This window comes from Brevundimonas sp. CURTG3B2_SDJG (assembly GCF_057364705.1).
In genome coordinates this window covers 1-22,152 of record NZ_JBNFOJ010000009.1, presented here as the reverse complement: position 1 = coordinate 22,152, position 22,152 = coordinate 1, and the positions used below count along the sequence as shown (strand labels likewise).

Sequence of the window (22,152 nt, the reverse complement as noted above, 5' to 3'; positions counted from 1 at the left end):
TCGCCGTCATCTCCTACGGCGCCGGGCAACGTCGCCTCGGTCCAGTTCGCGGCTGGGAGCGGCTGGGGCGCGCGCGCGCGGCTGACCGCCGATCCGGCCGAGATCGCCGGGGCGGAGCGGCTGATCCTGCCGGGCGTGGGCCAGGCCGGCTATGCAATGGGACGGCTGGAGGCGATGGGCCTGGTCGAGCCGCTGCGGGCTTTCGAACGCCCGCTGTTGGGCGTCTGCCTGGGACAGCAGCTGCTGTTCGAGGACAGCGACGAGGGCGAGACCGCGCTGCTGGGCCTGATCCCCGGACGGGTCCGGAAGCTGGAGCCGGGCCCCGGCCTGCCCGTGCCGCACATGGGCTGGTCGCGGTTGGCCGTCGACCGGGACGATCCGCTGCTGGCGGACGTGGCGAACGGCGAATGGGCCTATTTCGTCCACGGCTACGTCTGCCCGGACGGGCCGGCGACGCTGGCGCGGGCGGATTACGGCGGGCCGGTGCCGGCGGTGGTCCGCAGCGGAAACCGCTGGGGCTGCCAGTTCCATCCCGAGCGCTCGGCGGGAACCGGCGCGCGGCTCTTGCAGAATTTCCTGGAGCTGGCGGCATGATCGTCTATCCGGCCATCGACCTGCGCCACGGCGCCTGCGTGCGGCTGATGCACGGGCGGTTCGACGAGGCGACCCACTACGACGACGCGCCCGCGGGCCGGCTGGCGGCCTTCGCGGCGGCCGGCGCGACCTGGGCGCACATTGTCGATCTGGACGGCGCCGAGGCGGGCCGGGCGATGCAGCACGGCCTGATCGGCGAACTGGCCGCCGCGATCGATATCCGCATTCAGTCGGGCGGCGGCGTGCGGTCGGCCGACGATATCGAACGCCTGCTGGAGGCCGGGGTCAGCCGGGTGGTGGTCGGATCCCTGGCGGTGTCCGACCCGGACGCCGTGCTGGGCTGGCTGGACCGGTTCGGCCTCGATCGCCTGACCCTGGCGATGGACGTCAAGGTGGACGGCGACCGCTACATCCCGGCGCTGAAGGGCTGGACCCAGCCGGCGGGCGTGGACCTGTGGGCCGCGCTGGACCGCTATCCGCCCGGGACGGCGAGGCACCTGCTGATCACCGACGTGGGCCGAGACGGGGCCCTGACCGGGGTGAACCTGGACCTGCTGGCCGAGGTCCACGTCCGCCGGTCGGACCTGTGGCTGCAGGCGTCCGGCGGGGTGGCCTCGCTGCAGGACCTCACCGGGTCCCGCTCGGTGGGGGCGTCGGGCTGCATCGTGGGCCGGGCGCTCTATGAGGGCCGGTTCACCCTGGAGCAGGCGCTGGAGATCGCGCGGGCATGACCGCGAGACGCATCATCCCCTGCCTGGACGTCAAGGACGGACGCGTCGTGAAGGGCGTGCGGTTTCAGGGTCACCGTGACATGGGCGACGCGGCGGATCTGGCTGTCCGATATCGCGACCAGGGCGCCGACGAGCTGGTCTTCTACGACATCGCCGCCAGCCCGGAAGGGCGTACGCTGGACTACGGCTGGGTGCGCGACATCGCCCGGCTGCTGGACATTCCCTTCACCGTGGCCGGCGGGATCCGCAGCGTCGACCAGGCGGCGCGCTGCCTGGACCACGGCGCCGACAAGGTGTCGATCAACTCGCCCGCGCTGGAGCGGCCCGAGCTGATCGGAGAGATGGCCGGGCGGCTGGGCTCGCAATGCGTGGTGGTCGGGGTGGACTCCCGGCGGGCCGGCGACGACTGGATGGTGCACCAGTACACCGGCGATCCGACGGCCAGCCGCGGCGCCGGCCGCCGCACCCTGGACTGGATCGTGGAGGCGCAAGGCCTGGGCGCCGGCGAGATCGTGCTGAACTGCATGGACGAGGACGGGGTCCGGCGCGGCTACGACGTGGGCCAGCTTGCGGCGGCGCGGGCCCGGCTGACGGTCCCGCTGGTCGCCTCGGGCGGCGCGGGCGAGGCGGCGCACTTCCTGGATGTCTTCGCCAGCGCCGACGTGTCCGGCGCCCTGGCGGCCAGCGTCTTCCACACCGGGGCGCTGAAGATACCGGACCTGAAGGCCTATTTGGCGGCCACCGGGACGGAGGTGAGGCTATGACGAGATCTCGGAGTTCCTCTCCCATCGGGGGAAGGGGACCGCGAAGCGGTGGAGGGGTCTTTCCGGAGCCCCCGCCCGCTTCGACGCCCCTCCACCATCCTTCGGATGGTCCCCCGCCCCCGTCGGGGAAGGAACTGGACTTCGCCAAGGGCGGAGGGCTGATCCCCGTGGTGGTGCAGGACGCGGCGACCCTTCAGGTGCTGACCCTGGCCTATATGGACCGCGCCGCCTTCGACGAGACGGTCGAGAGCGGCGAGGCGACCTTCTTCTCGCGCTCGCGCGGAGGGCGCTGGCGCAAAGGCGAGACCTCCGGGGACCGGCTGCACGTCGTCTCGCTGACGGCGGACTGCGACCGCGACGCGCTGGTCCTGAAGGTCCGGCCGGTCGGCGCCGCCTGCCACCTGGGCCGCGTCAGCTGCTTCGGCGAGGAGGACGCGCCCGGCCGTGGGTCGGCTGGCCCGGCTGGAGCGGACCATCGCCGAGCGGGCGGACGCCGATCCCCGCGGAAAGCTGGACCGCGCGGCTGCTGGCCGAGGGGCCGAAGCGGGCGGCTCAGAAGGTGGGGGAGGAAGGCGTGGAGACGGCGCTGGCGGGGGCCGCCGGGCCGGACGCGGAGCTGGCGTCGGAGGCGGCGGACCTGATCTACCACCTGCTGGTGCTGCTGCGGGCCCGGGGGATGGGGCTGGACGCGGTGCTGGAGGTGCTTGCGGCGCGCGAAGGACGGTCGGGGCTGCGGCCCTAGGGCGCCGGGGCGAAGCGGCACTCGCTCGCGACGTTCTCCGCCAGGCATCGCTCCTGGAAGGTCGCCGGATCGGGCCGGACGCCGGTGTCGAGCCAGGCCTCCAGCGCGCGCAGGGCGGTCAGGTATCCGCCGTCCTTGAGCCTGGAGTGCTGGTCCTCGTCGACCGCGGCCTGGACCAGCAGGTGCGATCGGCCGGCGTGGGCGACGGTCGCGGCGTAGGCCGCCTCGGCCGAGAACGAGACCGTGGGGTCGTGCAGCGCGTGCAGGGTGACGGTCGGGGCGACGATCAGGCCGGACAGGTCGGCGTCATACGCCAGGCGCGCCACTGCGGCGGGATCAGCGGCGAAGCGCTCGATCCCTGCATTCAGGGCCGCGTCGTCCGAGGAGCCGCTGTAGACCGTGCGGCTGTTGTCGAAGGGATTGCGGCCGCCGAGACGCAGCTGAACCAGGTCCTGGAACAGGAAGGTGGCCCAGTTCATGTGGGCGACCAGCTCGTCCTCGCGGACGCCGGTGACGGCGAGGATGTCGCGCAGGCGGCGGGACTGGTCGGCGGTGCGGTCGCGCATGGATTCGCCCAGGCCCGTGCAGGCGACGATCCGGCGGCGCAGCTCGGCCCGGGTCATACGCGCGTCGGCGGGCAGGCCCTGCCAGACCGGATAGGCCCCGTCCTCGGCGAGGGGTGGTTGCGGCAGTAGTACTGGTAGACGGCGCGCAGGTCGGCGCGGAACTGATAGGCCCGGGTTCCGCCCATCAGCACGCCGTTGGTCAGAAGGACGCCGTCGTAGTTGGCGGCGCCGTCCGCATCCAGGGCGTAGAGCTCGGCGGCCTTGGCGGCGACATTGCCGCCCCAGGACTGGCCATGGAGAAGGGTGCGGTCGGGTTTGCCGAAGCGGGTCCAGAAGATGCGCCGGCTCTCGTCGACGTCGGCGGCCGCCATGCGCACGCCGTAGCCGCCGCGGCGGTAGGTCGAGCCGATCCAGGCGTAGCCCTGGCGCACCATGACGGAGAAACGGTCCAGGTCCTCCAGCGGATCGGCGGCCTCGGGGTCGCCGGTGCGCGGGCCGCCGTGGGCGTGGACGATCAGCCTGCGGTTCCACTGCGCCGGCATGGCGATCAGGTACCAGGCGCCGTGGACGTCTCGGCCGGACAGGCAGCTGACCCCCTGCCCCGCCGAGGCGGGACAGGGGATCGGCGTCGCCGGCGGCGGGCCGTCGTCCGCCTTGGCCGCCAAGGGGACAGGCACCAGGAGGGCGGCGATCAGTCCGGCCAGGCGCTTCATGAAAGGCTCCTCGAGGCGGGCGCGAGCCGATCCGGCCCGCGCCCTGTCCGCAGCTTAGAACGTCTTGGAGACGTCGACGTACCAGTAGCGGCCGTAGGGCCGCTGGACCGAGCCCAGGTAGCCGCCGTCGGCCAGCGAGGGGCCCTCGTCGGTCAGGTCGCGCACGCCGATGCGCAGCTCGGTCCCCGAGGCGAAGCCGACGTCCTGGAACTCGTACTGGCCGTACAGGTTCAGGACCGTCTGCGGGGCCACCCGCCAGGGCTCGCCCGTGCTGCTGAGCAGGCCGGTCTGGTAGACCTCCGAGACGTACTGGCTGGAGACGCCCACCCGCCAGGGGCCGTGCCGCCAGGTGAAGCTGGCGTTGACCTTCCACTCGGGCCGGCCGTTCTGGGCGATCAGCTGGCTGGAATCGGGCAGCGGCGTCAGCGGATCGATGATGCCGGCGTCGCGGGCCGCGTAGAGCTGGTCGACGATGTCGCCGGGCGCGCGCGAGAACTCCAGCAGCTGGGACGCGTTGGCGCGGAACAGGAAGGTGCCCCAGGCGGTGCGGCGCTTGGACCAGGACACGCCGAAGTCGATCCCCTCCACCGTCTGCGGCAACAGGTTGATGAAGCGGTCGCTGATCGAGATCGCCTGTCCGACGGGCGCCAGGCCGGTGCCGTCGAACAGGTCGACGTCGTCGGCGTTGGGGGCCGCGCGCACGACGTTCGGGTTGGTCGTTCCCTGCACTCGGTTCAGGTATTCGAGCGCGAGCGCGGTCTGGGCGCCCAGCAGGCCGACGATCTGCTCCTGCTCGATCTTCCAGCGGTCGACCGTGAAGACGAACTCGCCCAGGCTCTCGGGCAGGAAGGTGGGCTGGAACACCAGGCCGTAGGACTGGTTGGTGCTCTCCTCCGGCTGCAGGTCCGGGTTGCCGGCGATCAGCAGCGAGACGCTGGCGGTGCGCCCGCACTGGCTCATGTCGGCGATCGTGCCGTTGCGGATGTCCGCCTCGCAGCGGATGAAGTCAGGACCCGAGGCCAGGCGCGCGTACTGAGTGGCGTTGACCTGTTCCAGGTTCGGGGCGCGGAAGCCTTCCGAATAGGAGCCGCGGATGCGCAGGCCGTCGACGACGTCCCAGGCGACCGCGATCTTGGGTTTGGCCACAGAGCCGAAGTCCGAATACTCCTCGAAGCGGCCGGCCAGCTGGACGTTGACGCTCTGGACCAGCGGGACGTTCATCTCGGGCGAGACCAGGGGAACGGCGAACTCGACGAAGGCGGCGCCGACGGTGCGATCGCCCTTGGTGTCCGGGTTGGGGCTGACGGCCGAGACGTTCGACAGATTGGTCTCGCCCGTCACCATGTCGACGAAGGTGAAGGTCCCGTCCACGTTCGCGTCGCGGTCGTCCATCTGGGTCTCGCGGCGGAACTCGACGCCGAAGGCGACGCCCAGCGGGCCGGCGGGCAGCTCCATCAGGTCCGGGCGCGACATCTTGAAGTCCGCCAGCGTCAGGGTGGTGCGCGAGAAGCGGCGCATGTCGAAGGTGATGGCGTCGATCGCCGCCTGGGACGACGGCACGCAGTCGCCATAGCTCGGCGTCGAGACGCAGCCGCCGTTGAAGGGATTGTAGGCGTCCGGGGTCGAGAGGGCGAGCTGCTGCTGCAGGGCCGTCATGTTGATGTTCGGCGAGATGTCCTCGGCCTCGGCCTCGGAGTACAGCAGCGCCGCCTCCCAGTCGAAGCCGCGCCATTCGCCGCGCAGGCCGGCCAGGAAGCGCGACTGGTAGTTCTTGACCGTCACCTCCTGGAAGCCCGCGTCCACGAAGCGGTAGTTGCCCAGCCGGACCGGCAGGCCGGCCGCGGGCACGTTGGTCAGGTTCGGCAGGCGGTTGGGATTGGCCTGGCCGTTGGCGAAGGTGATCGGGCCGAAGGGGTTCCAGTAGTTGCTGGCCGGAATCCACAGGCCATTGAGGTTCACGACCGGAGGCTGGATGGCCTTGCTCTCGGCGGCGTAGAAGCCGATCTCGCCGAAGACCTCGACCGCGTCATTCAGTTCGTAGTGGCCGGTCAGGAAGACGTTTGCGCGCTCCACGGACGGACGGACGGTCGTGCCGTGGCGGGTGTCGTAGCGCATGTCGCGGTTGACGCCGGAATAGGCGACCGTGCCGCTGACCAGGCAGGTGGCGCCCAGGTCGACGCCGGTGCAGCCGAAGCTTTCGGGCTGGTAGTGGAAGGCGCCGGCGGCGGTGGTCACCACCACGCCGTTGGAGCGCGGGCGAAGCGCCGTGGTGGTCCCGGGGATGCTGAGCTGCGCCCAGGGCGAGTGCGACGAACGCGCGTCCGGCACGGTGGAGTTCTCGTAGCCCTCGAAGCCCGAGAAGAACGGCCGCATGTCGTCGCTGCGGGTGAAGTCCTGCTCGTCCGCCATCAGCTTGGTGCGGTCGGCGTAGTTGGCGAAGAGCGAGATGTTGCCCCGCTCGAAGTCCTTGCCCGCGAAGACGTTGAACTCGAACTCGCGCAGGCCCGTGCCCTCGGCCCCGCCGTAGCGGGTCTCCAGCGTCAGGCCGTCGAAGTCGTCCTGAAGCACGGTGTTGACCACGCCGGCCACGGCGTCGGCGCCGTAGATGGCCGCGGCCCCGTCCAGCAGCACCTCGACCCGCTCCAGGCCCGCCACCGGAATGGCGTTGGAGTTGTAGCTGAGCACCGGCACGGTGCCGGTGTCCGAGGTGCCCTGGCTGGTCGGGTGCTGGACCATGCGGCGGCCGTTGACCAGGACCAGCGTATTGCCGACGCCGAGCGAGCGCAGGTTGACCGAGTTGACGTCGCCGCGCGCCGAGTTCGACGTCTGTGGGTTGTTGGCGGAATCGAACAGGACGTCGCCCATCTGCGGGATCGAGCGCAGAAGATCGTCGCCCGAGACCGCGCCGACGGCCTCGATCTGCTCCTGATCGATGTTCAGGACCGGCAGCGCCTCGGTGGTCTTGGCGCCGCGGATTTGAGAGCCGACGACGACCACGTCGTCGATGGCCGTCGACCCGTCCTGCGGCTCGACCTGGACCGGCGCGGCCTCAGGCGCGGTTTGGGCGGCGGCCCCGGCGGCGGACGCCAGCAGGGCCACGGCGGCGGCGCTTCCCAGAAGCGCCAGGCGTTGAACTTTCCTCATCCTCTTTCCTCCCTTTGCGTCCGGCCGTTTCAGTCGGCCGTGACGATGTTCTTGTCCCCCGGTCCCGCCGCCGGATCGGGCGGCGCGGCCAGTCCGCGGGGGCGCGACCCCAGCGCGGCGTGAAGCTGCTCCCTGTCCAGATCGCCTTCCCATCGGGCGACGACGAGGGTGGCGACGGCGTTGCCGACGAAGTTGGTCAGCGCCCGGCACTCGCTCATGAAGCGGTCGATGCCCAGGATCAGGGCCATGCCGGCCACCGGCACGGAGGGCACGACGGCCAGCGTGGCGGCCAGGGTGATGAAGCCGGCCCCGGTGATGCCGGCGGCGCCCTTGGAGCTGAGCATGGCGACCAGCAAGAGCAGGATCTGGTCCTGCAGGCTGAGGTCGATGTTCATGGCCTGGGCGATGAACAGGGCCGCCAGGGTCATGTAGATGTTGGTGCCGTCCAGGTTGAAGGAATAGCCGGTGGGCACGACCAGGCCGACGACCGACTTGGGCGCTCCGGCCGTCTCCAGCTTCTGCATCAGGCTGGGCAGGGCGGCTTCCGACGACGAGGTGCCCAGCACCAGCAGCAGCTCCTCCTTCAGATAGGCGATCAGACGGAAGATCGAGAAGCCGTTGGCCCAGGCGACCAGGCCCAGAACCCCCAGCACGAAGACCAGCGAGGTGACGTAGAAGGTCACGATCAGGGCCAGCAGGTTGGCGATGGCCGACAGCCCATAGGCCCCGATGGTGAAGGCGAAGGCCCCGAAGGCGCCGATCGGCGCGGCCTTCATCAGGATGGCGACCAGGCGGAAGACGATCTGGCTGAGCGATTCCAGGGCGCGCTGGACAGGAGCCGCGGCGTCGCCGACCACGGCCATGGCGATGCCGAACAGGATGGAGACGAACAGCACCTGCAGGATGTTGCCTTCGACGAAGGCGCTGATCAGGGTGTCGGGGATGACGCCCATCAGGAAGCCGACGATGGTGCTCTCGTGCGCGGCCTGGGCGTACTGGGCGACGGCGCCCGAGTTCAAGGTCGCCGGATCGATGTTCAGCCCGTGCCCGGGCCGGACCACATTGGCGATGATCAGGCCGATGATCAGGGCCAGGGTCGAGAAGACGAAGAAATAGGCGAAGGCCTTGGCCGCCACCCGACCGATGCGCTTCAGGTCCCGCATGCCGGCGATGCCGGTCGAGATGGTCAGGAAGATCACCGGGGCGATGATCATCTTCACCAGCTTGATGAAGCCGTCGCCCAGCGGCTTCAGGCTCTCCCCGAACACCGGCCAGAAATGACCGATCGCGCCGCCCAGCACGATGGCCGTCAGCACCTGAACGTAAAGGCTGCGGTAGAAGGGGCGGCGCGCGGCCGGCGGCGTCGACGCCGGCGGCCGCCGGCGCCGTCGAGGGGCCAGGACATAGGCGCCGCTCTCGCCCGGCTGGTAGCTGGTCGCGGCCACCGTCGCCTCGCCGTCGGCCGTGGCGGTGAAACGGATGCGGCTGTTCCTGGACCCGCGCGCGGCGGGGTCGTCGTCGTTGTCCTCGCTCAGCCCCCCGGGGCCGCGCACCAGCAGATAGGAATCGAAATCGGCGGCCGAGAGCGACACCTCGTAGGTCTGGCCCCGCCGGACGGCGAAGGTGAAACGGTCCACATACTCTCCGGTGCCCAGCGTCTGGTCCCCGCGGGCCAGAGTTCCCCGCAGGCTTTGCCCGGGGCGGATCGCGCCGCTGGTCTGGACCGGGGCCAGCGCCTGAGTCGCCGCCGCGCCTGGGCCGCGCACCGCGGGCGTATCCGCCGAAGGTCGGCTCTGGGGAGAGGCGGCCGCCGGTGCGGCGAGAACGGTCAAGGCGGTGGTGGCGGCGAGCGCGATTCTGAGCATGGGACCCCCTTCGAGCCTGCAGCCTGCCGCAACTCCGCCGGCTTGTCAGCGCGGCGCGCGAAGGGCGTCAGGAATCGGAAGCCCTCTGGATTCAGCCCTCGCATGGCGCGCCGTCTGTTCCCTGACGGAAGATCGCGCGGCCGTCGTCCAGGCTTCAACGGCCGGTCAAGCCTCTGTCGCCGCTCCGACATGACCGATTGATAGCCCGCACCCGCCGGCCTCCGCCGGGGTGACAGGGGTGTTTCGATGAATCGCAGAACGATCCTCGCCGCTTCGGCGGCGTTGACGACTATGGCCTGGGCCGGCGCCGTCCAGGCCCAGCAGGCCCCGCGGCAGGATGAGACGACGCTGGACGAGATTGTCGTCACCGCCCGCGCCGGCTCCGAGCAGTTGGCCCGCGTGCAGGCCAGCTATGCGATCACCACGGTCAACGAGGGGCGGCTGCGCCTGCAGAACCCGCTCAGCGTCTCGGACGCCCTGAAGTTCGTGCCGGGCTTCTGGGTCGAATCGTCCGGCGGCGAAGCCAGCGCGAACATCCGCGCCCGCGGCATTCCCCAGGAAGGCTTCTCCGCCGTCGCGATGCAGGAAGACGGCCTGCCGATCCAGCACGACGCCGGCCTGGGCTGGATGAACGCCGACCAGTCGTTCCGCATGGACGAGACGGTCGAGCGTCTGGAAGTCGTGCGCGGCGGCCGTCGGTGATCTTCGGCTCCTATGCGCCCGGCGGCATCGTGAACTTCATCACCAAGCGGGGCGGCGACACCTTCGAGGGCCTCTTCAAGGCGCAGGTCGGCGATTACGGCCTGTATCGCGGCGACCTCTGGCTGGGCGGCCCGGTCGGCGGCGGCTGGACCGGCTCGATCGGCGGCTTCTACCGGGTGGACGACGGCATCCGCGATCCCGGCTTCCGGGCCAATGAAGGCGGCCAGGCCCGGATCACCCTGTCGCGGGAATTCGAGCGCGGCTCGATCGACCTCGGCCTGTCGCATATGGACGACAACAGCATCTTCTTCGCCGGCATTCCGCTGACCTTCGACGCCGACGGCGACGTGGCGGGCGTTCCCGGATTCGATCCCAACTTCGGCACGGTGGTCGGCCCGGAGACGCGCAACCCCCTGGTCCGCGACCGGACCGGAACCTTCTTCCGGGCGCCGGTTGACAGCGGCACCGACGCCAAGGTGACGCGCGGCACGCTGCGGATGACCTATGATTTCGGCGACGGCTGGGAGCTGCAGAACAACGTCCGGGTCCGCACCTCGCGGATCACCCGCAGCGGCTTCTTCCCCGCGTCGCCGGTCACGGCGGCGTCGCGCTTGGCCGCGATCCGCGCGCCCCTTCTGCTGGCCGTGCCCGGCGGCGTGGACGTGCAGCTGCGCTACACGACCTCGCCCAACCAGATCTTCGACGTCGCCAACCAGAACGGCAACGGCCTAGTGCTGGACAGCGGCGTGCGGGCCGTGACGGTCGACTACGACGAGATCCTGACCGACAACCGGCTGCAGAAGCGGTTCGACCTCGGCGACCAGAGCCACGACATCGCCCTGGGCTTCTATGGGGCCGTCATCGACGAGACGTTCACCCGCTACTCCAACAACGCCTTGACGGACGTCCGCGACAACGCTCGCCTTCTGGACATCGTGGTGGTCAACGCCGCGGGCCAGCCGATCTATACGGCCACCGAGAACGGAATCACCCGCTACGGCACGGAGTACGCCAACGCCGCCGGCACGTCCCAGACCCTGGCGATCTACTTGTCCGACGAATGGCGCCTGGGCGACCAGTGGCGCATCGACCTGGGCGCGCGTTGGGAGGAGATCTCCTTCTCGGGCTTCAACGAACGGTCGGCGACCCGCAATCTCGGCGTCTCTCCCAGCCAGGCGGACGACAGCTTCCTGACCGGAACGGGCGTCTTCGATCCGCTGAAGCGCCACTACGACGACGTCGCCTTCACCGCCGGGGTCAACTGGCAGTTCCGCCCCGACCAGGGCGTGTTCATCCGCTACACCGACGCCTTCCGCCTGCCCTCGCTGGGCGATTTCATCACCAGCCCGACCCGGACCGACGCCCGGATTCAGGACATCACCCTGGCCGAGGGCGGCTACAAGCTGTCGCTGGACGCCATCGACGTCTACGCGACCGCATTCTACACCCGCTTCGAGCCGTTCGGCTTCGGCGAGACGGTGTTCGATCCGATCAGCGGAAATTTCGTCAGCCGCACCGCCTTCACCACCACCGAGACCTTTGGCCTGGAGCTGGACGGCGAATGGCGACCGGCGCGCTGGTTCGACATGCGCTTCAACGCCACCTTCCAGCGGCCCGAGTTCGAGAGCTTCGTGTTCACCGAACTGGTCGGCGGCGCCCTGGTCACCCGCGATTATTCCGGCAACCGCCTCGTCCGTGTGCCGGAGGAGAGCTACCGCCTGATCCCGGCGGTGAATCTCCTCGACGACGCCCTGCGCCTGGAGCTGGACATCCAGCGCTACGGCGACCGCTTCTCGGACGCGGCCAACTCGGTCAGCCTGCCGGCCTATACGATCCTGAACGCCAACCTGCGCTACGATGCGACGCCCAGCATCTCGCTGTACCTGCACGGCGCCAACCTGACGAACGAGATCGGGCTGACCGAGGGGAATCCGCGGGCGGGCCAGTTCCAGAGCGGCGACGCCGGCGCGCGGTACTATACCGCCCGGCCGGAGCTGGGCCGCTCGTTCCGCGCCTCGATCCTGTACCGCTTCTGATGGCGCGGCGCGGCCTGACGAACCTGGTCCGGGTCCTCACGGCCACGGCGCTGCTCGGCCTGCCGGGCGGCGTCGCGGCGCAGGACGTGGTGCTCCGTGGCGAACTGACCGGGGCGGACCATCAGACCTATCGCGAAGTCCCCTTCGAGGTGCCGGCCCGGACCGGCCGCATCACCATCGAGGTCGTTTACACCGGCCGCGAGGCGCGCACGACGGTGGACCTGGGCCTGCGCGATCCGGAGCGCTTCCGGGGGTGGTCGGGCGGCAACAAGGCGCGCTTCACGGTCTCGGCCGAGGAGGCCACGCCATCCTACCTGCCGGGCGCCCTGCCCGCCGGGACTTGGAGCCTGGTCCTGGGCGTGCCGAACATCCGCCAGACCACCCACTCGACCTACGAAGCCCGGATCTGGTTCGCCGGTGACGGTGAAGCGTTCCCGGGCTTCGCCGAGGCGCCGTTGCGGACGGGACCGGGCTGGTATCGGGGCGACCTTCACAGTCATACCGGGCATAGCGACGGGTCCTGCCAGCCCAGCAGCCGGCGCGGTCAGACGGACGGGGCGACACGCGTCCCCTGCCCGGTCTTCCGCACCGTCGAGGCGGCGGCGGAGCGCGGCCTGGATTTCATCGCCGTCACCGACCACAACACCACGTCGCACGCCGAGGCCCTGCGGGAACTGCAGATCGGTTTCGACGACCTGCTGCTGATCCCCGGGCGAGAGATCACCACCTTTCAAGGCCACGCCAACATCTTCGGGCCGACCGCCTTCGTCGACTTCCAGGTCGGCAGCCCGCGCGCGCCGACGATGAACGCCGTGATCGACCAGGTGGCGGCGCTGGGCGGCGTCTTCTCGGTCAATCACCCGGCCTCGCCGTCGGGCGAGGCCTGCATGGGGTGCGGCTGGACCGCGCCCGAGACGGACTGGAACCGTGTCCAGGCGGTCGAGGTCGTCAACGGCGGCTCGATGCGCGCCCTCGGCGGTCAGGCGGAAACGCCGCTCTCGGGCATCCCCTTCTGGGAAGGGCTGCTGAACCAGGGCCACCGCCTGACGGCGATCGGCGGCAGCGACAATCACGACGCCGACCTTCCGCCCGACACGCCCTCGGCGATCGGCCGTCCGACGACGGTCGTCTGGACCGAAGCGCTTTCGCAGCCGGCGCTACTTGAAGGCCTGGCTTCCGGGCGCGTCTTCATCGACCTGGACGGCGACGCCAGCCGGTCCCTGGAGTTCTCGGCCCAGGCCGACGGAACGCGGGCCGAGATGGGCGGGACGCTGGCCGTCCGGCGCTCCGCCCGCTTCACCGTCCGGGCAGGCGGCCTGCAAGGCGGCCGGATCGAGGTCGTCCGCGACGGCCGGACGACGGGCGTCGCCTTGCCGCCTCTGACCGCCGAGGTCGATGAGCGTGTTTTCGACCTTCCCATAGACGGCGCCCGCAGTTGGGTGCGGGTCAATGTGCGCGACGGCGCCGGACGGTTGATCCTGGTCGGCAACCCCATCTATCTGAATCGCTGAAGCCGGGTCCCTTCACGTTTCGGCCTTGATTTGCGGCTAGGCGACGTCCAGTCCAACGCCGACGCGCGCTGACCTTCGCGCCGTTGCGCACTTATCGGACCCTGCCATGCCCTTCCCCGCCAGCCATCCGGCGCTCGACCGCGCGCTTTCCGAACGCGGCTACGCCGAGCCCACCCCGGTTCAGGCCGCCGTGCTGGAGGCCGAGGAAGGCCGCGACCTGCTGGTCAGCGCGCAAACGGGATCGGGCAAGACCGTCGCCTTCGGCCTGGCCCTGGCCCCCACCCTGCTGGGCGAGGCCGAGCGCTTCGCCGACAACGCCGCCCCGGTCGCTCTGGTCATCGCCCCGACGCGCGAACTGGCCCTGCAGGTCTCGAAGGAGCTGGAGTGGCTGTACGCCAACACCGGCGCTCGCATCGCCACCTGCGTCGGCGGCATGGACCCGCGCGCCGAGCGCCGGGTGCTGGACCGCGGCGCCGCCATCGTGGTCGGCACCCCCGGCCGCCTGAAGGACCACATCGAGCGCGACGCCCTGGACCTGTCGGAGCTGAAGGCCGTCGTCCTCGACGAGGCCGACGAGATGCTGGACATGGGCTTCCACGAAGACCTGACCTTCATCCTCGACCAGGCCCCGGCCGAGCGCCGGACCCTGCTGTTCTCGGCCACCATTGCGCGCGACATCGCGGAACTCGCCAAGACCTATCAGCGCGACGCGATCCGCATCGACACCACCAACAAGAACGCCGCCCACGGCGACATCGAATATCGCGCCATCCGCATCGCGCCGAACGAGATCGAGCACGGCGTGGTCAACGTCCTGCGCTATTTCGAAAGCCCCGGCGCCCTGGTGTTCGCCAACACCCGCGAGCGGGTGAAACACCTCACCGCCTCCCTGCGCGAGCGCGGCTTCTCGGTCGTTGGCCTGTCCGGCGAGTTGACCCAGTCGCTGCGGTCGGAGGCGCTGCAGGCCCTGCGCGACGGCCATGCGCGGGTGTGCGTGGCCACCGACGTGGCGGCGCGCGGCCTGGACCTGCCCGACCTGGGCCTGGTCATCCACGCCGAGATCCCGGTCAACAAGGCTACCCTGCTGCACCGTTCGGGCCGCACCGGCCGCGCGGGCAAGAAGGGCGTCTCGGTGCTGATGGTCAGCTACACCCGCCGCCGCAAGGTCGAACTGATGCTGCAATCGGCTTCGATCAAGGCGGAATGGTCCGCCGCGCCCTCCGCCGAGGCCATCCTGGCCAAGGATCAGGAGCGCATGCTGACCGATCCGGTGCTGATGGCGCCGGCCGACGAGGACGCTCTGGAGATGGGCCGCCAGCTGCTGGAGCGGACCTCGCCCGAGCACGTGGCCGCCGCCCTGATCCGCCTGTACCGCGAGAAGCTGCCGCCGCCGGAAGACGTTCACGACGACGAGAGGATGGCGCGCGCCCAGGCGTCAGGCCGCAACGATCGGGGTCAGCAGGACGGCCCGCTGGTCGACTTCGCCCGCGGCGGCGAGATGAGCTGGTTCAAGGTCAACATCGGCCGCGAGAAGAACGCCGATCCCAAGTGGTTGCTGCCGCTGATCTGCCGCCTGGGGCACATCACCAAGCGGGACGTCGGCTCGATCAAGATCTTCGATCGCGAGACCAAGTTCGAGATCACCAAGGACGCCGAGGCCAAGTTCCGCGCCGCCCTGACCCAGCCCAATGACGAGGGCGTGACCATCGGTGACGCGGTCGCCCCGGCGCCGGCGAGAAGAGCCTGCGCAAATGGGACAAGCCCGCTGGCGGCGACGATCGCGCGCCGCGCGGCGACAAGCCGTTCCGCAAGCCGCGTCCGGAGGGCGAGGGCTCCAGGAAGCCAATGGGCCCCGCGCACCGACGCGACGCGCCCAGGAAACCGTGGAAGGCCCGCGAGGACCGAGCCGAGGGCGACGCGCCGAAGAAGCCGTGGACGCCCCGCCCCGACCGTGACGCCGCCCCGGCCGCGAACACGGGCGAGACTGGCGGCAAATGGGTCAAGCGGACCAAGGACGGTCCGACGCCCGCCGGCAAGAAGCCGTGGGTAGACAAGCCCAGGGGCGACAAGAAGCCTTGGACGCCCCGCGGCGAGGGCTCGGCGACCGCCGGCGACCGCCCGTGGACCGGCAAGCCGAAGCCGGGCTTCAAGCCCAAGGCGGGCGCCAAGCCGTTCAAGGGCAAGCCCCCGCGCGGCTGACGCGCGGGCCCCGATTGCGGTCTTCCTGACCAAGACATTCAGACGACGACAAGCGCGACATCGCGGGCGAGACAACCGCGACAATCCCGCGACACCGTCGACAAGCGAGACAAGCGCTCGCCCTCGGCCCTCGCGGCGGAGGATTGCGCGCCGCCTGTAACCGTTTACGGTGACCGCAAATCAAGAAGCTGCGGGGCAGGAACAGATGGCGGACGTCCGGTTGACCGGCGTGACCAAGCGGTTCGGGACGACCGAGGTGCTGAAGGGGATCGACCTGGAGATCGGCGACGGCGAGTTCGTCGTCTTCGTTGGCCCCTCGGGCTGCGGGAAGTCGACCCTGCTGCGCACCATCGCCGGCCTGGAGGAAGTCTCGGGCGGCGAGATCGCGATCGGCGGGCGCACCGTCAATGACCTGTCGCCGTCGGACCGGGGCATCGCCATGGTGTTCCAGTCCTATGCGCTCTACCCGCACATGACCGTCTACGAGAACATGGCGTTCGGCCTGAAGCTGGCCAAGGCCGAGAGGGCCGAGATCGACCGGCGCGTGCGGGCCGCGGCCGAGACGCTGAACATCACCGACTATCTGGACCGCAAACCCAAGGCCCTGTCCGGAGGCCAACGCCAGCGGGTCGCGATCGGGCGCGCCATCGTGCGCGAGCCCCAGGTCTTCCTGTTCGACGAGCCCCTGTCCAACCTGGACGCGGCGCTCAGGGTGCGGATGCGCTACGAGTTCGCCAGCCTGCACGAGCGGCTGAAGACGACCATGGTCTATGTGACCCACGACCAGGTCGAGGCCATGACCCTGGCCGACCGGATCGTGGTGCTGAACAGCGGCGTGATTGAGCAGGTCGGCGCCCCGATGAAGCTGTACGAACGGCCCCGCAACCTATTCGTCGCCGAGTTCATCGGCAGTCCGAAGATGAACCTGATGCCGGCCGAGATCGTGTCCGCGACGGCCAAGGGGGCGACGGTGAAGACCGCGGGAGGAGACGCCATCTCGGTCGCCGTCGACGCCTCGAGCGCCAACGTCGGCGACAAGGTCACCCTCGGGATCCGGCCCGAGCATATCGCCCTGGGAGGCCAGGACGGCGGGATCGCCGCTCATGTGACCTTCGCCGAGACGCTGGGTCACGCGACCTACGCCTACGCCAACTACGGCGAGACCGCCCTGACCGTGCAGCTGCCCGGCGATGTGCGGCCGGAGGCGGGCAAACCCCTGACGCTGACGATTCCGGCCGGGCAGGCGCACCTCTTCAACGCCGGCGGTCTCGCCTTTCCGCGAGTCTGACGGTCCTGGCCGTCCCACGTGCAAAGGCGGCGGGATGGATGACATCTCCGGCATTAAGAACACCCTTCGGTTGACCCTCTCGCAATCCATGCTGGTGTCATGGCGGGCATTTTCGCCCTGCAGGGAGGATACCGATGAAGACCATCGTGAAACTCGCCGCCGCCGCGGCCTTGGCTCTGGCCAGCGCTTCCGGGCCGGCGATCGCGGCGCCGCCGACCGCGGCCGCTTCGGGGCCCTGGGCGACTGTCGCCTACCTGGTGAACGGCCAACTCGTGGGCGGCGCGAAGTTCTATTGTGACAGCGACCCTGTCGCCTGGGGAAACACAACGACCTTCGACACCGCAGTCTGGGCCCATTTCTACATGTGCCCCTGAAGCGGCCCGGCGCGGCGCTCTTCTTGCGGGGAGCGCCGTGTCCGTTCCCGGAAGATCTTTCCCTCGATCCGACGCCCGCATGTTGCATCGCACAAGCGGAGCCTTCTAGATGGGCGGATGCCCTCCCCGGCCACCCTCACCATCGACCTGAACGCGCTCGCCGCGAACTTCCATACGCTGCAGGCGGCCGGCGGCGCGCCCGTGCACCCGGTCGTCAAGGCCGACAGCTACGGCCTGGGCGCCGCGGCCTGCGCCCGTCGGCTGATGAGCGAGGGCGCTCGCACCTTCTTGTCGCGAGGGCCTCCGAAGGCGTGGCGTTGCGCGAGGCCCTGGGCGCGGCCCCCCAGATTTATGTCCTGGACGGCTGCGCGGCGGGACGCGCCGGCAAGCTGAAGGCGGCCGACCTGCGGCCGGTGCTCAACACCGCGGCTCAGTTGACGGAGTGGCGCGAGGCGGGCGGCGGCGCCTGCGGACTGCAGATCGACACCGGCATGAACCGCCTGGGCTTCCGGCCCGAGGACGCGCCGGAGCCCTTCGAAGGTCTGGCGATGGTGCTGAGCCATCTGGCCTGCGCCGACGATCCCGCCGAACCGATGAACGCCCGCCAGAGGGACGCCTTCGCCGCTGCGGCGACCCGCTATCCCGGCGCGATCCGCTCGTTCGCCAATTCCGGCGGCGTCTTCCTGGGTCCGGACTACGCCTTCGATGCGCTGAGACCGGGGATATGCCTGTACGGCGGCGGCCCGGAAGGGCGGCCCGACCCCCGCATCCGGCCGGTGGCGACCTTGTCGGCCGAGGTGCTTCAGGTGCGCGAGGTGCCGTCAGGCGAGACCGTCGGCTATTCGCGCGGCTTCCAGGCCGGCGAGCCGGCGCGGATCGCGACCTGCGCGACCGGTTACGCCGACGGCGTGCTGCGCAGCTATAGTCCTCGCGGCCAGGCCTTCCTGGGCGGCGCGCTAAGGCCGATCGTCGGCCGGGTTCGATGGATGTCTGCGCGGTCGACGTCACCGGCCTGGACGTCGCCGTAGGCGACCGCGCCGAGCTGTTCGGCCCCAATCGGATGCTGGACCACGCCGCGACGGCGGCCGGGACCATCGCCTACGAACTGCTGACATCCGTCACCGCGCGTGTGCCCCGGGTCTACGTCGGCTAGCGCCCGACGCTCGAGCGTTCGTCCTTCACCACCTCGCCGCCCTTGACCACCACCGCGACCGTCTCCAGGGCGCGGACGTCCGCCAGGGGATCGCCGGCCACCGCGATCAGGTCGCCGTAGCGGCCGACGGCGATCGCGCCGACGTCTCGTTCCATCCCCAGCGCCTGGGCGGCGTTCCAGGTCGCGGCGCGGATCGCCTCGGCCGGGGTCATGCCGTACTCGACCATCACGGCGAACTGGCGTGCGTTCTGCCCGTGCGGAAAGACGGCGGCGTCGGAGCCGAACACCATGCGCGCGCCCGCCCTGTGGGCGGCGCGGAAGTTGTCGCGCTGGATCTGGGCGACCTCGCGGTCCTTGCGCAGATTGTCCTCGGTCACGCCGAACTCGGTTCCCGTCGCCTGGGTGAAGTCGGTGTTGAAGATGTCCATCGACAGCCACGTCCCTCGCTCGACCGCCAGCCGAATGCCCTCGGCGTCGATCATCGAGGCGTGCTCGATCGTGTCGACCCCCGCCCGGATCGCGTCGCGGATGCCGGACGCGCCGTGGGCGTGGGCGGCGACCCTCAGACCCCACATATGGGCTTCGTCGGCGACGGCGGTCATCTCCGCCAGGGTCATCTGCTGCTGGCCGGGTTCGGTGTTGCGCGAGAAGACCCCGCCGGTGGCGCAGATCTTGATCACCCGGGCGCCGTACTTGCGCACCTCGCGCACGCTGTGACGGGCCGCATCCACGCTGTCGGCGTTGTAATCGTTGGCCACGGCCAGGGAGCGCGGCAGGCCGGTGGCGTCGCAGTGGCCGCCGGTCGCGCCGAACGCCGCGCCCGCGGGGATGACGCGCGGACCGACGACGAAGCCCGCCTCGATGGCCTGCATCAGGGCGACGTCGGCGAACTGCGGCCCCCCCAGATTGCGCACGGTGGTGAAGCCGGCGTCCAGGTTGGCCCTTGCATTGGGAACCTGCAGCACGGTCTCGAAATCGTCGGCGTATTCCAGAACCCGGAAGCCGGAGACATACGGCGTGGCCGCCAGATGGACGTGCATGTCGATCAGGCCGGGCAACAGCGTCATGCCCGGCAAGTCCAGGCGTTCGGCGTCAGCCGGCAAGGTTTCGGGAACGGAGGTCCCGACCGAGACGATGCGACCGTCCGTGACCACGACCACCGGTTTGTCGACATATCGCCCCCGCTCGACATCCAGCAGGCGGGCGCCGGTGACGACCAGGGTCTCGGCCAGAACGGGCGCGGGCGCGGCCAGCGTCAGAACGGAGGCGGCGGCCGCGAGAGCCAGTGGTTTGAACATGCGCGAGTCTCCCCTGTGCGGGGAGGCTGGCATGTGGGCGGTGGGCGGCAACCGGGCCGGACGGGGGATCCGGCCCGACGGTCCCTATCAGGCGCCGTAGGCCCCGGCCGCGCCGGCGGCCATGGCTCCAGTGACCAGCACGCCGGCGCCGATCATGCCGATGACCATGCCGGCGACGCCCATGATCACCGCGATGATCACGACCACGACCAGGGTGTAGATGATCGCCTTGTCCTGCGGCGAACCCATCACCTGCTTCAGGCCGAGATACAGCAGGTAGATGCCGTAGAGGCCCGCGATGAGGGCCAGCAGGCCGCCCACGGCCGGAATCAGGGCCAGGAAGCCGCCGACCCAGCTGGCGGTCATCGAATAGACCGCGACCTTCATGGCCTGGAGACGGTTGGCCTGGGCCCCGAAGCTGGAAGCCAGGCCGTCTATGATCAGGCCGAGGACGAAAACAGAGACCAGGTTCAGGATCCAGCTGAGCACGGCGATGATGAGCGCGCCCACGAATATGCCGCCGACGCCCAGCGGCCCGGCCATGCCGACGAACAGCAGCGTCGAGAGCAGGACACAGATCGGCGGGATCAGCGACAGGGGGATGGCGTAGCCGGTGAAGAGCGATCGGGTGTCGGTCGTTTCGCCCTTGATGGCCTCCCACTCCGAGGTCGGTCGGGTCAGGATGCCGACGACGCGATTGACGAGGTTGGGATTGATCGCAGGCGGATTGTCGGTCACGGAAAGCTCCAGGCATGGGGCGGCCGGCGGCGCCGGGCCAGCTGAACAGCAACGACAGGGCAAATGGCTACGGCACAGCTTGGTTCCCATCGAAGCCGTGAACGGTGCGCTTTAACCTGAGATCCGACCGATTCTGACGTAGGTCCGGGTGACAAGAAGCGGCGGCGAGCGGCCGCGATGGGAACGAGTCATGGCCAGAGACGGCGCGATCTATGTCTGTCAGTCCTGCGGGGCGGTGCACGGAAAATGGTCCGGCCAGTGCGGCGCCTGCGGACAATGGAACTCGATCGTCGAGGAGAGCCGGTCGGCCCCGCCCGGGGCGATGAAGCCCGCCGCCGGCGGCCGGGCGCGGGGTCTGAACTTCGAGACCCTGCAGTCCGACACGCCCGAGCCGCCGCGCATCATCACCGGGGTGGCCGAGTTCGACCGGGTCTGCGGCGGCGGCGTGATGCCGGGCTCCGCGATCCTGCTGAGCGGCGATCCCGGCGTGGGCAAATCGACCCTGCTGCTGGACGTCGCCGGCCGCGCGGCCATGGCCGGCCGCCGCGTCGCCTATATCTCGGGCGAGGAGGCCGTCGAACAGATCCGATCCCGCGCCCGGCGGATGGGACTGGAGAAGGCCCCGGTCGAACTGGCCTCGGCGACGGCGCTCAGGGAGATCCTGGGCACGCTGAAGCGCGAGCGGTTCGACATCGTCATCATGGATTCGATCCAGACCCTCTGGTCGGACGCCCACGAGGCCGGCCCCGGCTCGGTGACCCAGGTGCGAGCCTGCGCCGGCGAGATGGTGCGGCTGGCCAAGACCCAGGGCGTGGCGGTCGTTCTGGTCGGCCACGTCACCAAGGACGGCCAGGTCGCGGGCCCACGCGTGGTCGAACACATGGTCGACGCCGTCCTGAGCTTCGAGGGCGAGCGCGGCTATCCGTTCCGCATCCTGCGCGCCGGCAAGAACCGCTTCGGCGCCACCGACGAGATCGGCGTATTCGAGATGGGCGACGCCGGCCTGCGCGAGGTCGCCAACCCCTCCGCCCTGTTCCTCGGCGAGGGCAAGGACCGGGCGCCCGGCGCGGCGGTCTTCGCCGGCATCGAGGGGTCGCGCCCGGTGTTGGTGGAGATGCAGGCCCTGGTCTCCAAGTCCGCCTACGGCACGCCGCGCCGCGCCGTGGTCGGCTGGGACACCGGCCGGCTGGCCATGGTGCTGGCCGTACTGGAAGCGCGCTGCGGGCTCGGGTTCGGCGACCAGGACGTCTATCTGAACGTGGCCGGCGGCCTGCGGATCAACGAGCCCGCGGCGGATCTGGCGGCGGCGGCGGCCTTGATCAGCTCGGCCACCGACACACCCCTGCCGCAAGGCTGCGTGGTGTTCGGCGAGATCAGCCTTTCGGGTGAAGTGCGCGCCGTCGGCCGAGCCGAGGCCCGGCTGCGGGAGGCGCAGAAGCTGGGCTTCGACCTGGCCCTGTCCCCGCCCCTGACGGTCAAGGGCCGGGGAGTGAGGACCGCCTCGGTCAGTCGCCTGTCGGAAGCGGTCGATAGAATCTCGCAGAACCGCTACGGTGACGCCCGATAGGCGCCCTCCCCCCGCGTCCGGCGCCCGTCGACATCGATCAGTCGAAACCTTCCATATGGAGCGACCGGCGTAATGGCTTCCAAGACTCTCGTGATCACCGCCTTCGCGGCGGCCCTGCTGGCCGGCTGCGGCCAGAACGCCGACAAGGCCGAGCCCGCCGCGGACCG

16 protein-coding genes and 3 pseudogenes are annotated in these 22,152 nt (G+C 70.2%); 12 read left to right on the top strand and 7 right to left on the bottom strand.

What is annotated here, in order from left to right; genetic code table 11:
- The 4 genes and pseudogenes from hisH to hisIE all read left to right on the top strand — a co-directional run.
- A partial coding sequence (gene hisH / locus AC2W7C_RS01235) for an imidazole glycerol phosphate synthase subunit HisH (protein WP_485999809.1) occupies window positions 1–594 on the top strand: 594 nt, incomplete at its 5' end.
- On the top strand, window positions 591–1,325 hold the full coding sequence (locus AC2W7C_RS01230) for a 1-(5-phosphoribosyl)-5-[(5-phosphoribosylamino)methylideneamino]imidazole-4-carboxamide isomerase (RefSeq protein ID WP_485999808.1): 735 nt from the start codon (window positions 591–593) through the stop codon (window positions 1,323–1,325). The genes hisH and AC2W7C_RS01230, both read left to right, overlap by 4 nt.
- Window positions 1,322–2,089, top strand: a complete 768-nt coding sequence (hisF, locus tag AC2W7C_RS01225; RefSeq protein ID WP_485999807.1) for an imidazole glycerol phosphate synthase subunit HisF — start codon at window positions 1,322–1,324, stop codon at window positions 2,087–2,089. The genes AC2W7C_RS01230 and hisF overlap by 4 nt, the downstream gene beginning before the upstream one ends.
- 134 nt (window positions 2,090–2,223) lie before the next feature.
- A pseudogene (gene hisIE / locus AC2W7C_RS01220) lies at window positions 2,224–2,831 on the top strand (bifunctional phosphoribosyl-AMP cyclohydrolase/phosphoribosyl-ATP diphosphatase HisIE).
- On the opposite strand, the gene AC2W7C_RS01215 reads toward hisIE, so the two are convergent.
- The 5 genes and pseudogenes from AC2W7C_RS01215 to AC2W7C_RS01195 all read right to left on the bottom strand — a co-directional run.
- Entirely contained in the window at window positions 2,828–3,454 is a 627-nt protein-coding gene (locus tag AC2W7C_RS01215; protein ID WP_485999806.1) for a hypothetical protein, read from the bottom strand. The pseudogene hisIE and the gene AC2W7C_RS01215 sit on opposite strands and share 4 nt — an antisense overlap.
- The gene (locus tag AC2W7C_RS01210) at window positions 3,451–4,110 is read right to left on the bottom strand and encodes an alpha/beta hydrolase family protein (protein ID WP_485999805.1); all 660 of its coding nucleotides are present in this window, start codon (window positions 4,108–4,110) and stop codon (window positions 3,451–3,453) included. The genes AC2W7C_RS01215 and AC2W7C_RS01210 overlap by 4 nt, the downstream gene beginning before the upstream one ends.
- 54 nt (window positions 4,111–4,164) lie before the next feature.
- The gene (locus AC2W7C_RS01205) at window positions 4,165–7,254 is read right to left on the bottom strand and encodes a TonB-dependent receptor plug domain-containing protein (RefSeq protein ID WP_485999804.1); all 3,090 of its coding nucleotides are present in this window, start codon (window positions 7,252–7,254) and stop codon (window positions 4,165–4,167) included.
- Between the two features lie 29 nt (window positions 7,255–7,283).
- On the bottom strand, window positions 7,284–8,654 hold the full coding sequence (locus tag AC2W7C_RS01200) for a dicarboxylate/amino acid:cation symporter (RefSeq protein WP_485999810.1): 1,371 nt from the start codon (window positions 8,652–8,654) through the stop codon (window positions 7,284–7,286).
- Between the two features lie 51 nt (window positions 8,655–8,705).
- Window positions 8,706–9,119: pseudogene (locus AC2W7C_RS01195) on the bottom strand (PPC domain-containing protein); the annotation flags it as partial.
- Between the two features lie 246 nt (window positions 9,120–9,365).
- Here AC2W7C_RS01195 and AC2W7C_RS01190 point away from each other — a divergent pair.
- The 7 genes and pseudogenes from AC2W7C_RS01190 to alr all read left to right on the top strand — a co-directional run bounded on the left by AC2W7C_RS01190 (window position 9,366) and on the right by alr (window position 18,382).
- A complete protein-coding gene (locus tag AC2W7C_RS01190; RefSeq protein WP_485999803.1) occupies window positions 9,366–9,821 on the top strand; it encodes a TonB-dependent receptor plug domain-containing protein in 456 nt (151 codons plus the stop codon).
- The gene (locus AC2W7C_RS01185; protein WP_485999802.1) at window positions 9,818–11,857 is read left to right on the top strand and encodes a TonB-dependent receptor domain-containing protein; all 2,040 of its coding nucleotides are present in this window, start codon (window positions 9,818–9,820) and stop codon (window positions 11,855–11,857) included. Before AC2W7C_RS01190 ends, AC2W7C_RS01185 begins: the two co-directional genes overlap by 4 nt.
- Window positions 11,857–13,368 (top strand): CehA/McbA family metallohydrolase, encoded by a 1,512-nt coding sequence (locus AC2W7C_RS01180; RefSeq protein WP_485999801.1) that lies wholly within the window; start codon window positions 11,857–11,859, stop codon window positions 13,366–13,368. Before AC2W7C_RS01185 ends, AC2W7C_RS01180 begins: the two co-directional genes overlap by 1 nt.
- A 106-nt stretch (window positions 13,369–13,474) precedes the next feature.
- Window positions 13,475–15,418, top strand: a complete 1,944-nt coding sequence (locus AC2W7C_RS01175) for a DEAD/DEAH box helicase (RefSeq protein WP_485999800.1) — start codon at window positions 13,475–13,477, stop codon at window positions 15,416–15,418.
- A 354-nt stretch (window positions 15,419–15,772) separates the two neighbouring features.
- Window positions 15,773–16,855, top strand: a complete 1,083-nt coding sequence (locus tag AC2W7C_RS01170; RefSeq protein WP_485999799.1) for an ABC transporter ATP-binding protein — start codon at window positions 15,773–15,775, stop codon at window positions 16,853–16,855.
- A 134-nt stretch (window positions 16,856–16,989) separates the two neighbouring features.
- Window positions 16,990–17,229 carry a hypothetical protein gene (locus AC2W7C_RS01165; protein WP_485999798.1) on the top strand — a complete coding sequence of 80 codons (240 nt, stop codon included), beginning with the start codon at window positions 16,990–16,992 and terminating at the stop codon, window positions 17,227–17,229.
- A 117-nt stretch (window positions 17,230–17,346) separates the two neighbouring features.
- Window positions 17,347–18,382, top strand: a pseudogene (gene alr / locus AC2W7C_RS01160) (alanine racemase).
- Here the strand turns inward: alr and AC2W7C_RS01155 are convergent.
- Both AC2W7C_RS01155 and AC2W7C_RS01150 read right to left on the bottom strand, forming a co-directional pair.
- Window positions 18,379–19,680, bottom strand: a complete 1,302-nt coding sequence (locus tag AC2W7C_RS01155) for a Xaa-Pro dipeptidase (protein WP_485999797.1) — start codon at window positions 19,678–19,680, stop codon at window positions 18,379–18,381. The pseudogene alr and the gene AC2W7C_RS01155 sit on opposite strands and share 4 nt — an antisense overlap.
- A gap of 87 nt (window positions 19,681–19,767) precedes the next feature.
- Complete coding sequence (locus AC2W7C_RS01150; protein WP_485999796.1) at window positions 19,768–20,418, bottom strand: Yip1 family protein; 651 nt, start codon at window positions 20,416–20,418, stop codon at window positions 19,768–19,770.
- 190 nt (window positions 20,419–20,608) lie between these two features.
- On the opposite strand from AC2W7C_RS01150, the gene radA reads away from it, so the two are divergent.
- Window positions 20,609–21,985 (top strand): DNA repair protein RadA, encoded by a 1,377-nt coding sequence (radA, locus tag AC2W7C_RS01145; RefSeq protein WP_485999795.1) that lies wholly within the window; start codon window positions 20,609–20,611, stop codon window positions 21,983–21,985.
- Window positions 21,986–22,152: the final 167 nt, after the last annotated feature.

Bases quoted from the DNA above. Each gene is read 5' to 3' on its own strand.
- AC2W7C_RS01230 (WP_485999808.1), top strand. From the start codon at position 591: ATGATCGTCTATCCGGCCATCGACCTGCGCCACGGCGCCTGCGTGCGG.
- AC2W7C_RS01190 (WP_485999803.1), top strand. From the start codon at position 9,366: ATGAATCGCAGAACGATCCTCGCCGCTTCGGCGGCGTTGACGACTATG.
- radA (WP_485999795.1), top strand. From the start codon at position 20,609: ATGGCCAGAGACGGCGCGATCTATGTCTGTCAGTCCTGCGGGGCGGTG.
- AC2W7C_RS01175 (WP_485999800.1), top strand. From the start codon at position 13,475: ATGCCCTTCCCCGCCAGCCATCCGGCGCTCGACCGCGCGCTTTCCGAA.
- AC2W7C_RS01155 (WP_485999797.1), bottom strand. From the start codon at position 19,680: ATGTTCAAACCACTGGCTCTCGCGGCCGCCGCCTCCGTTCTGACGCTG.
- AC2W7C_RS01210 (WP_485999805.1), bottom strand. From the start codon at position 4,110: ATGAAGCGCCTGGCCGGACTGATCGCCGCCCTCCTGGTGCCTGTCCCC.
- hisF (WP_485999807.1), top strand. From the start codon at position 1,322: ATGACCGCGAGACGCATCATCCCCTGCCTGGACGTCAAGGACGGACGC.
- AC2W7C_RS01165 (WP_485999798.1), top strand. From the start codon at position 16,990: ATGAAGACCATCGTGAAACTCGCCGCCGCCGCGGCCTTGGCTCTGGCC.
- AC2W7C_RS01205 (WP_485999804.1), bottom strand. From the start codon at position 7,254: ATGAGGAAAGTTCAACGCCTGGCGCTTCTGGGAAGCGCCGCCGCCGTG.
- AC2W7C_RS01170 (WP_485999799.1), top strand. From the start codon at position 15,773: ATGGCGGACGTCCGGTTGACCGGCGTGACCAAGCGGTTCGGGACGACC.
- AC2W7C_RS01215 (WP_485999806.1), bottom strand. From the start codon at position 3,454: ATGACCCGGGCCGAGCTGCGCCGCCGGATCGTCGCCTGCACGGGCCTG.
- AC2W7C_RS01180 (WP_485999801.1), top strand. From the start codon at position 11,857: ATGGCGCGGCGCGGCCTGACGAACCTGGTCCGGGTCCTCACGGCCACG.